The 9,332-nt window shown below is 64.8% G+C and carries 15 protein-coding genes; all 15 read right to left on the reverse strand.

The annotated features are described in order from the left end of the window. Positions 1 to 201 precede the first annotated feature (201 nt). On the reverse strand, positions 202 to 972 hold the full coding sequence (locus tag IOD40_RS07685) for a lytic transglycosylase domain-containing protein (protein ID WP_456061951.1): 771 nt from the start codon (positions 970 to 972) through the stop codon (positions 202 to 204). Continuing rightward, entirely contained in the window at positions 969 to 1,304 is a 336-nt protein-coding gene (locus IOD40_RS07690; protein ID WP_198475938.1) for a DUF736 domain-containing protein, read from the reverse strand. The genes IOD40_RS07685 and IOD40_RS07690 overlap by 4 nt, the downstream gene beginning before the upstream one ends. A 67-nt stretch (positions 1,305 to 1,371) precedes the next feature. Continuing rightward, a complete protein-coding gene (locus IOD40_RS07695) occupies positions 1,372 to 1,917 on the reverse strand; it encodes a S26 family signal peptidase (RefSeq protein WP_198475939.1) in 546 nt (181 codons plus the stop codon). Then, the gene (locus IOD40_RS07700; RefSeq protein WP_198475940.1) at positions 1,914 to 2,399 is read right to left on the reverse strand and encodes a DUF2840 domain-containing protein; all 486 of its coding nucleotides are present in this window, start codon (positions 2,397 to 2,399) and stop codon (positions 1,914 to 1,916) included. The genes IOD40_RS07695 and IOD40_RS07700 overlap by 4 nt, the downstream gene beginning before the upstream one ends. Next, positions 2,396 to 2,650 (reverse strand): hypothetical protein, encoded by a 255-nt coding sequence (locus IOD40_RS07705; protein WP_198475941.1) that lies wholly within the window; start codon positions 2,648 to 2,650, stop codon positions 2,396 to 2,398. Before IOD40_RS07705 ends, IOD40_RS07700 begins: the two co-directional genes overlap by 4 nt. Continuing rightward, positions 2,647 to 3,390, reverse strand: a complete 744-nt coding sequence (locus IOD40_RS07710) for a DNA-methyltransferase (protein WP_198475942.1) — start codon at positions 3,388 to 3,390, stop codon at positions 2,647 to 2,649. Before IOD40_RS07710 ends, IOD40_RS07705 begins: the two co-directional genes overlap by 4 nt. Further along, positions 3,387 to 4,040 (reverse strand): ParA family partition ATPase, encoded by a 654-nt coding sequence (parA, locus tag IOD40_RS07715; RefSeq protein WP_198475943.1) that lies wholly within the window; start codon positions 4,038 to 4,040, stop codon positions 3,387 to 3,389. The genes IOD40_RS07710 and parA overlap by 4 nt, the downstream gene beginning before the upstream one ends. Next, on the reverse strand, positions 4,037 to 5,212 hold the full coding sequence (locus tag IOD40_RS07720; protein WP_198475944.1) for a replication initiator protein A: 1,176 nt from the start codon (positions 5,210 to 5,212) through the stop codon (positions 4,037 to 4,039). Before IOD40_RS07720 ends, parA begins: the two co-directional genes overlap by 4 nt. Positions 5,213 to 5,230: 18 nt before the next feature. Continuing rightward, positions 5,231 to 5,515 (reverse strand): helix-turn-helix transcriptional regulator, encoded by a 285-nt coding sequence (locus IOD40_RS07725; RefSeq protein ID WP_198475945.1) that lies wholly within the window; start codon positions 5,513 to 5,515, stop codon positions 5,231 to 5,233. 140 nt (positions 5,516 to 5,655) lie between these two features. After that, positions 5,656 to 6,261 carry a DUF2285 domain-containing protein gene (locus tag IOD40_RS07730; protein ID WP_325099682.1) on the reverse strand — a complete coding sequence of 202 codons (606 nt, stop codon included), beginning with the start codon at positions 6,259 to 6,261 and terminating at the stop codon, positions 5,656 to 5,658. Further along, on the reverse strand, positions 6,200 to 6,421 hold the full coding sequence (locus tag IOD40_RS07735) for a transcriptional regulator domain-containing protein (RefSeq protein ID WP_198475946.1): 222 nt from the start codon (positions 6,419 to 6,421) through the stop codon (positions 6,200 to 6,202). The genes IOD40_RS07730 and IOD40_RS07735 overlap by 62 nt, the downstream gene beginning before the upstream one ends. Positions 6,422 to 6,532: 111 nt before the next feature. Further along, on the reverse strand, positions 6,533 to 6,808 hold the full coding sequence (locus tag IOD40_RS07740) for a DNA -binding domain-containing protein (RefSeq protein ID WP_198475947.1): 276 nt from the start codon (positions 6,806 to 6,808) through the stop codon (positions 6,533 to 6,535). A 96-nt stretch (positions 6,809 to 6,904) separates the two neighbouring features. Beyond that, positions 6,905 to 7,153: a helix-turn-helix domain-containing protein gene (locus IOD40_RS07745; protein ID WP_198475948.1), complete on the reverse strand. Its 249-nt coding sequence runs from the start codon at positions 7,151 to 7,153 to the stop codon at positions 6,905 to 6,907. A gap of 304 nt (positions 7,154 to 7,457) precedes the next feature. Beyond that, positions 7,458 to 7,859, reverse strand: a complete 402-nt coding sequence (locus tag IOD40_RS07750; RefSeq protein ID WP_198475949.1) for a single-stranded DNA-binding protein — start codon at positions 7,857 to 7,859, stop codon at positions 7,458 to 7,460. A gap of 720 nt (positions 7,860 to 8,579) precedes the next feature. Then, on the reverse strand, positions 8,580 to 8,996 hold the full coding sequence (locus tag IOD40_RS07755) for a hypothetical protein (RefSeq protein ID WP_198475950.1): 417 nt from the start codon (positions 8,994 to 8,996) through the stop codon (positions 8,580 to 8,582). Positions 8,997 to 9,332 lie beyond the last annotated feature (336 nt).

Here is a 9,332-nt window from a genome sequence, read left to right on the forward strand (position 1 = left end):
AGATGGGCGCGCAGCGCACGGTGCGCGCCAGCGCCGCACGGTGCGGAAGGCGCCGGAAACCTGAACAAAAACAACCGCCCAACCGAAGCGCACCGTGCGCCTTTTTATCTCGCCATCCTTCGGTCGTGGTGCCTGCCGCCACCCCTCGCGCCCTCCATGACACGCCAGCGCCCGACAAGATGCGAAACCGCGCGGAGCCGCTCATGGCCGGTCCCCACCGGCATTGCGGGCGACGAAGAGGCCCTCCAGCTGCAAGGCGGTGATTGCGTCTGGTGTCGCCGGAACGGGGGAGGGGGTATCGTCCGGCGCGCGGTCGGGGGACGTGAGATCGGCAGCGGAAACGCCAATTTCGCGCGCCACGAAGATCGCCGCCTCGCGCCAGTCGGGCGGGGGAGCGATCGCCGAGCCGTCGTCGGAAGGCCGCTCGCCGAGCAGGATCGGGGTCAGTGCAGCGACATAGGCGCGCGTTTCGGCCGGTAGCGGACGAGCCGTCGCGCGGTATTCGTCGTAGCGGCCGGGACCGGCATTGTAGGCGGCGAGCATGGCGGCCACATTGCCGTAGCGGTCCCATATCTCACGCAGATACGCGGTCCCTGCGAGGATGCTATCTCGCGGATCATAGGGGTCGCTACCGAGGCGGTGGCGGTTGCGCAGTTCCGCCCAGGTGTCGGGCATGACCTGCATCAAGCCCATTGCGCCCGCCGAGGAAACGGCGCGCGCATCGCCCGCACTTTCCGCCCGCATTACCGCGACGATCCATGTCACCGGAATGCCGAAGCGCTGCGATGCTTCGGCGATATAGGCGTTGTGCGAATGCGCGGCGACGGCACGAACCAGGATGGCGGTCTGCGCCACAACGGGCGACGTCGCGATGGCTGAGCTGAAGAGGCCGAAAAGAAGAAGAAGGATGATGCGGCGACGAACGCCGCATCTCTCGGTGGCGGGACAAGTGCAGGAGATGATCATGATCATTCCTGTTCGTCGCGCTTTTTCTGACGGATCCAGTGCAGGCCCCAGTCGCGGCCGTCTTCGTCCGACTGGAACAGGCGGGCGCGGATCGGCTGCTCGAAGACGGGGTCGTCGAGCAGCACAGAGATGAAGGTGCCCGCGCGTTCGCCGGAGTGTTTCCAGCCCGCGCCGACTTCCGGCCCATCGTCATCTCCGAGGTGAATGCGATAGGCGGGTGCCTTCTCGGCGTCCGCGTTCTCGGTCGGAACGAATGCCAGCTCGATGTCCAGCGAGAGTGTGCGGACACGCCCGGAATAGCCGGACGGGGTGCGGGTGAATTGTCCGATCAGTGCCATTGGAGGCTCCTTTCCTATGCGGTGGAACAGATGCGGGGCGTTCGCACGCTCCGCTGTGGACGCGCCGTCACCGCGTCGGCGCGCGCCAGACGAAGCGGTCGTCGCCGTCCTCGTCGGTGAAAAGCGGGGTGGCCCGGCCGATCACCGCCGATGCGGGGAACGGGCCGAAGTAGCGGCCGTCGAGGCTGTCGCCGACGTCGAGGTTCATTAGGAAAATCTCGCCCTCGGCGATGGTGCGGCAGCCCTGCCAGATCGGCAGGGCTCGGCCCCGGCTGTCGCGCAGGCGGGCCTCGCCAAGCGGAACGGCATCGACCGTGATCGCGGGGCCATCGCGGCACACGCGTTGTCCGGGCAGGCCGAGGACGCGTTTCAGAAGCGGCACGTCGCGTGCGACGTAGCCGCGCTCCACCATGAAGGAGGTGAAGGGTTCGGGCGGCATGACGGCGACCAGATCGGGCACCTCGATCCGCTCGGTGGATGCGATGGTGTAGAACCCGATCGGCACGCTGGCCGATGCGTTCCAGACCAGCCTTGGCGCCGTCGGAACGAATCCGGCAATGGCGATCCCCAGCGTAGTAGCCGCCGTCACGATGACATAGCCGGCGCGGTTCATGGTGCGATCTCCCGGCGCCGGAGCCACGCCTGATGGCGCTCGGTTGTGTAGGGATGCGGCGTTTCGCCTGCGTTCATCCAGTGGGCGACATGGCGCCAGTGATCGTGATCGGCCTCGGCGGGATCGACGCCGAGGGCTTCGATCGCATCGACATGACGAAGGACATCCTCGACCTTCGGCCAGCTTTCCGCCTTCAGCAGGATTTCGCCGCCGGGACGCACGAAGGGCAGCGTCTGATAGGCGCAGCCGGGCGCGACGGCGCGCAGGATGTCGATGCGCGAGATCACGGTGCCGTAGTCGTTCGCCGCCCAGCGGACGAATGCGAAGACGGCGCCGGGACGGAAGGAAACGATGCGGCGGTTGCGGTCGAGAATCTGCGTTCCGGCTTCGTGGCCGAACCTGATCCAGTATTCGACCTTCTTCTCCACCCACGTCAGTTCCACGCGGGTCAGATCGTCTTCATGGGCTGCGGCGCCGATCATGAGCGGTCTCCTGATGTGTCGGGAAATTCGCGCGCGAGCAGTTCGCGCAGCATGTCGGTGACGGTGCCGCCGCGTCTGATCGCTGCGATCTTGATTCGCCCGCGAAGCTCGGGCGTGATGTCGATCGTCAGGCGGGCGGAATAGACCGCGGCATCGCCGCTGCGTTCCAGCGGCGTGTCACCGGCCCTGATCCAGCTATCGGGATCGACCGGACGGGCGGCGAAGCCGCGCTTCCCGTTGCGCGCCGTCATGACGAAACTCCGTCATGGAACGGCAGCACGCTGGCGATGCGCGCCCGCCCACGCTCGGCCATGTCAGGGTCGATCTCGCAGCCGAGATAGCGCCGGCCGGAAAGCCGGCAGGCTTCCCCGGCCGCGCCTGAACCGGCGAACCAGTCGCCGACCAGACCGCCTACCGGGCAGCTCGTGCGGATCAGGATTTCCAGCAGAGCCGACGGCTTCTCGGTCGGGTGGATGGCGCGGCCATGGCAGTTGCGCAGATAGATGACCGAGCGCATGAGGCGTGGCCCGCCGTCGTGGCTGACATAGTGGCCGGCGTCGATCTGGCCGGTATGGGGCGGACGCTGCTTGCGCCGCACGGTACGGGCTGTCGCATCCGGCGTGGTCTGGACGTCGTTGTAGATGTCCCGCCATGCCGTCTCGGCCGGGTAGAACTGAACGGCCAATTCATGCACCCGCTTGAAGCGGTCGGCATGAAAGCCGGTGCCGTTCTGCTTCTCCCAGACGATCTCCTGGGCGATCCGAAACCCGGCGTCGGCGAAACGGTCGGCTGTCGCCATGAAGCTGCGCAACGAGCCGAAGACCCAGAGCGAGCCGGTCGGTCGGAGGGCGGTGCGCGCCAGTGTGACCCAGCCCTCGACGCGCCGGTCCCAGGTGAGTGACGTATCGCCATAAGGCGGATCGGCGAGGATCATGTCGAAGGGGGCGTGCCAGGGCATTTCTTCGCGGCAGTCGCCGGTCAGGATGGTCATGGGTCGACCCTCCCGATGCCCAGCCGCGCGATCTCATCGGTGAGAGTGGCGACCTTACGCGCGGCAGGAGATTGGCGGCCGATCTCGCTTGCGAGCCGCCCGGTCTGCGCGGCATCGGCGAAGACGACGCGCTGGCCGATGGTGGAGTTGAGCACCGGCGGATCGTGATCGGCCAATGTCTCGGCCGTCTCGCGGGCGATGACGGTGCGTGCGGCGCAACGATTGAGGACGAAACGGGCGGCGAGCTGGGGCCGGTAGATGCGGGCCTCCGTGAGGAGGGAAAGCATCTCGGCCGAGGCCCAGCCATCGAATGGCGATGGCTGCACCGGGATCAGCACGAGGTCGGCGGCAAGTAGCGCAGAGCGCATGAGCCCGGCGACACGCGGCGGTCCGTCGATGACGACATGATCGACATCGCGGGCGATCTCCGGGGCTTCACGATGCAGCGTATCGCGTGCCAGGCCGACGGCGCCGAACAGGCGCGGCAGACCCTCACGCACGCGTTGCTGCGACCAGTCCAGTGCCGATCCTTGCGGATCGGCGTCGACCAGGGTGACGCGCTTTCCGCCCTGCGCCAGCTCACCGACGAGGTGCAACGCCAGCGTGGTCTTGCCGACACCGCCTTTCTGGTTGAGAAGCGCGACGATCATCGGCGTCCTCCCGATGGATCGGGAGGAAGGCGGGGCGTATCGGGATCATCGGATGCGCCAGCGTCGCCTCGATCGGGGACCGACCGGGACAGTGAAGGGGCAACAGATCCCCTTTTCCTCGCGGCTGTGCTGAGGCTCCTGGCGGCGTCGCGGATGAGGTTTTCCACATCGCGCGCGCGCTCTTCAAGGTTAGAGTCTACGTTAGACTCTAAGTTAAGGGCGAGATTTCGTGTTTTTTTGTCAGATGTTAGGGTCGGTTTCGGTTCCTCATAGCACGCGACCCGGGTTCCCGATGGCACGCCTTTGCGGGTTCCGAATGGCACGACGCCTTGCACAGGTTTTCCACAGGACAGGATCGGCTCGAAGGCGAGCAGCGCGCGGCCGCCGATCTCGATCTCCAGGAACAGCGCATAACCGGGCAGCGGCTGTCGCCGGATGATGTCGCGCAGCTCGAAGGCAAAGCGCTTGAACGGCGAAAGGCTGCCGGATTTCTGGTGCAGGTGACGGAAATCGAAGCGCCAGCCTTTGCGCTGGCGTCCACCGTGTTTGCGGACGATCCGGTAGAGCCAGCGTTCGAGCCCGCCGGTCAGATCGAAATAGGTGCGGTCGATGGTGAGCACGAGCGCATCATCGAGGACCGCCTGATAGAACCAGTCCGGCACGATCATCTCGATGCCGTTGGCCTTGCCGTGGCGATCGGTGCGCTCCTTCCATTCGTTGATCCAGGAGAAGCGGTGGCGCCGACCTTCCGCCGGCTGGCGTATCGTGGTGGTGACAGTGGTGGACTGGAGTCGGTCGAGTGCGGCCTTCAGGCGCCGATAATCACGCGCCGAGGTGCCGCGCCCGATGAAGCGGAGGATTTCGTAAGGTGTGGCGACCATGAGCCGCGAGGTGCGAAGCCCGGCGTCGCGAGCCTCGACGATCTGGCTCGCCGCCCAGATCAGGACGTCGGCGTCCCAGATCGTCGCCATGCCGTGATCGGGAACGGCTTCGACGCGGATCGCAATATCACCGGCCGAGAAATCGATCGGTGCAATGCGATGGGTCTTGGAAAGGGAGAAAAAGGGATAGGCCATGAGATCCTGCGCGTCTCGTGGCGCGAAATCGCCGGGGAGCGCCCTGAACAGGTCGAGTTGCCCGCGCTCGGAAGGAGATCGATGTCTCACCGCCATGAAGGGAACCGACCGCGATCAGCGAGCGTAGCGTCCGACCCGCGGGCCGGACGGAAGGGACGCATGGCGCTTGGCAGGCAGGACGGAGCCACGCGGATCAGAGGTGGATGTCACCGCGCCGCGATCAGCCCAGGTTTCGAGATCGTCGATGGCGTAGACGACACGGCCGCCGAGCTTGCGATAAGCCGGGCCGGTTCCGTAGGTGCGGTGCTTTTCGAGAGTGCGCGCCGAGAGGCTGAGAAGCTCGGCGGCTTCCTTGGTGCGCAGAAAGCGGGGCGGCAAGACGACGGGTTCGTGCGGCATGGGTCGGGCCTCCGTGGTGTTGGGACGGCCGCTGCGGATCAGCGGCGGGCAACGACCACGGTGGCGAAGAAGGACCGGCAAGTTGCAGGGCGAAGTTGGGAGGTATCGAAATCGCCCACCATCGGGCGCGCGGAATCGGGCTAACGTGGACGGCGATGACGCAGGAGTGTTCGATAGCCGCCAGCGACCATGGCACGGGCGTCGCGCAGGAGCGTCTTGATGCGATGACGCGCGGACGCAGCCTGCCATTCGTCGCGGCCGAGATGCGTGATGTTGAAAAGGACTTCGGCGATTTCCTGCTGCGTCGCGCCAGCCCGTTCACCGTCGAAGGCGCGGAGCATTCTGCGTTGACGGGCGCGCTGCTGACGCGTCAAGCGCGTGTCTGGTGGGATGGCGCGGCCGTGCAAGGCGGAGAGAAATCGGTAGACGGCTTCGATCCGGTCAAAGCCTTCGACACCGAGGGGGATGACGGCGACCGCCGGCCCATCGATCGCGCAGTCGATGATCTGGAGCCGTTGTCCGTTCCTGAGGGCGAAGCGGAATGCTGCGTCATCATCGCCAATTGGCGTATCGTCTCGCCATGGCTCGACCGGCTCAGAAACGGGGCTGGCGCCGAGTTCCGGCGGGGCCTCCGTCAGGACGACGACGCTGGTGTCCTGCTGCGGGAGCCAGAAGACGGGAGCATCAGGAGACGAGATCAGTGGATCGACGGGGAAATCGCAACCCCCACCGTTGCCGGATTCGATCGGTCAGCGGTTCGGGGTCTCCAGGGTCAGAGGCCACAGCTTCAAAATCTGCGTCATAGGCGTCGTTGCGGCGGAGCCATTCCCAGGCCAGATCGGATGCGGTCAACCTATCCAGATGGTCATATTCCGAAGAACGCCAGGTCGATGCATCGGGGGTCATCGCAGTCTCCCAAGTTTCAGCCCAGGAAGTTGGGATATCTACGATTCCCGCTCGGGTTGAATCGGGGAAGTCAGGTGAAGGTCAACAGGCGATGCGTGCGGCGCATCACGCTCACGCCTTCCGCTGGCTTTCGCGGACCAGTTCGCGATAGCCGTACTCCGTCATCCAGTGCGCGCGGGAAAGGTGCGCGTCATGGATGGAACGACAGCGCTCGGGGTCCCGAGCGGGATCGAGGCCGAAGAGGATTCGCACCGCCTCACGCCAGTCAGCGCCATCGCGCTCGGCATCGAGCAGCCGCATGTAGAGCTTCATGTGCTCGCGATCATAGGACGTCAGCGTCTGGCTGGACGGTGGTTCATCCAGAAATGTCGGCGTCGCGCGTCCCATCACTCGCTCACGATCGGGTAACGTGTTTGTTAACCATCTCTGGTGAGAGATAGCCATTCTTTTTAACGAGAGCAGGTCAACGCCCAGGCCGCGACGCTACCTTTGGGCATCGATCCTGTCATGCAGGAGCAACACTCCTTCGCCCTTGTCCGTCGACAGGAGAACGATCCCGGCGGCCTCGAGTGCGCGGCGCACTTCATCGCGCGTGGACTCAAACACCTCTAGCCGGTTCTCGGATTCGAGGCGTTTAAGTGCGGTCAGCGATACTCGGGCCTTGTCAGCGAGCGTCTCCTGTGTCCAACCCAGCAACGCACGCGCGGCCCGCGATTGTCGGGCGGTGATCATACATGATCACCTCCCACCGAGACCTGCACGCACTCCAGAACTACGACTATTTTAGTCGTTCTTGGGGTGAGCGCCACCCGGAATCGAGGCGGAACTGCCTTTTACAGCGAGATTTCGCCCCATCGCGCGGAGTCTGATTCGGTCGCCAGCAGATCTTGGCCCCATAGCTTGAGAATCGAGGTCACCAGAACAGGGAAGGGAAAGAGGGATGGGATGAGGGGAAGGGATCTGTCGCCTGCGGGTGCGGTCGTAAGCGAACATTAGGAACCCGGTGGCTTGCGCCGCCGGGTTCCGGGCTTCCCGCTTAGAACGGGATGTCATCGTCGTCGATGAACTTGCCGTCGTCGTTCTCGGTCTGCTTGGCCCGGCTCAGAAAATCGACCGTCTCGGCGATGATCTCGCAACCGTAGCGGTCAACGCCCTGCTGATCGGTCCACTTCGTGTAGTGGATGCGGCCGCGAACCAGAACCTTCATGCCCTTGTCGCAATGCTGCTGGACCGTCTTGCCGAGGCCGTTGAAGCAGGTGATGCGGTGCCATTCCGTGTCCTGGACCCGATAGCCGTTCTCGTCGCGGACGACGCGGCCTTCCGAGTAGCGGGGGCGCGAGGTGGCCAGGGTGAATTGGGTGATACCGGTGCCGCCCTGGGTGGTGCGGGTTTCGGGGGCCTGACCAATGTTGCCGGCGAGGATGACGATGTTCTGCATTTTCAAGTCTCCGTTGCTTCTCGGAGGGACCATCCCTCCGACGAGACCCGGCCAAGGCCGTCGGGAGACTCCTGCAACTGCCGGTCTTTCGGCAGCTTGCCCCTAAGGCCCCAGGTGGGGCGGGCAGCCGCGCTTGCGCGGCAACACGGCTGGGAGCCGCGGGGGGTTGCTGGTGGAAACCGAACGGACTTAGGGGATCAGTCAGTCGGAGGGATTGGTGCCTCTGAAAGCACGAATACGGGCACGCGCCGCAGAACCATCGTCCTTGCGGGCAACAGCAAACAGACAGGCTCCCGAACCCGGACCATTCGGTACAGCACCGGCCCACCCGTCTTCTTCTTCCCGGCCACTCCTCGGGCTGCCTGTAGGAAGGCTATGTCGTCCGGGATGAGAACGACGCAGCTATCGGATTTCCGGGCACGGCAGGGCACTGTCCCGGTTTCGACGGCGAAAGGCCCGGTTCCGCGACATCGCGAGAAGCGGCAATGAAGGTGTTCGTGGCTGCACTCCCGGAATGAAGCGTCCGACGCCGCAGGGGTTGACCGCTACGGTTGCGGGATCATGCCGACGACAGATTTCCAGGCCGGGCTGAGCGGTCTGAGATCGGTTGTGGCAAGGGCGACGATGACATGCCTGTCCGGCATCTGTGCGGAAACCCGGGGCCCGGCGGCGCTAGCCGCCGGGTTTTCTCCTTGGAAGCGGACGTTCGCAATCCCCGTTTCAGCGCGAGAAGACCGACTCGCCGAGCGTGTTCAGATTGATGATGGCCGAGACGCCGATGACAAGGCCGCCGATGCCGCCAAGCAGATTGAGCGCAATCGTCGAGTCGATGGCGTTTTTCGTGATGCCATAGACAAGCGCATAGCCGGCGATGACGGCGGGCACCGCGAAGAGAACAAGTGCGATGAAGCGCAGGACCGGGTTTTTGGCTAAGCCGAGAACCCCGATCACGAGGGCGATCGACAGCAGGGCGGCGGCGCCAGCGGCGAAGCCCGACATCAGGACTCCGGCTCCCGCGCCCCAGGCGTATTGCGCGGCAGTGATGGCTGCCATGACGGGCAAAGAGTAGATCGCGAGATTGTAGGCGATCACGCAGGCCCTGATGGTCAGGGAGATGGCGAGCAGGATCAACGTCATGGAAACCTCCAGCGAACGGTTGAGGATCACGACAGGCTGCCGGGAGATACGCTCCGCCTGCGACTACGCTGCTTTGCCGGTTCTGCAAGGATGTTTCATCCGACGACGAAAATGCGTCTCCGTCAAGTGGTAGCGCACGACGATAACAACTTCAGTCGGATGTCCGTCATGGTGAAGGGTTTCGGGTGCCGGCAGGCGTACGAAAGCCTCTCATGCAGGAACCCGCGGGCCATAGTGGGTGGCTATGGGGATTTCGATCTGTGGCCGATGTCGGCGCTGGCAAGATCCGCGCTGGGAAGTGCGGCAATAGAGGCCGACTGGTGGCTTTGTTGCGCG

This window comes from Aquamicrobium zhengzhouense, from assembly GCF_016124105.1.
In the GTDB taxonomy this organism is placed as follows: domain Bacteria; phylum Pseudomonadota; class Alphaproteobacteria; order Rhizobiales; family Rhizobiaceae; genus Aerobium; species Aerobium zhengzhouense.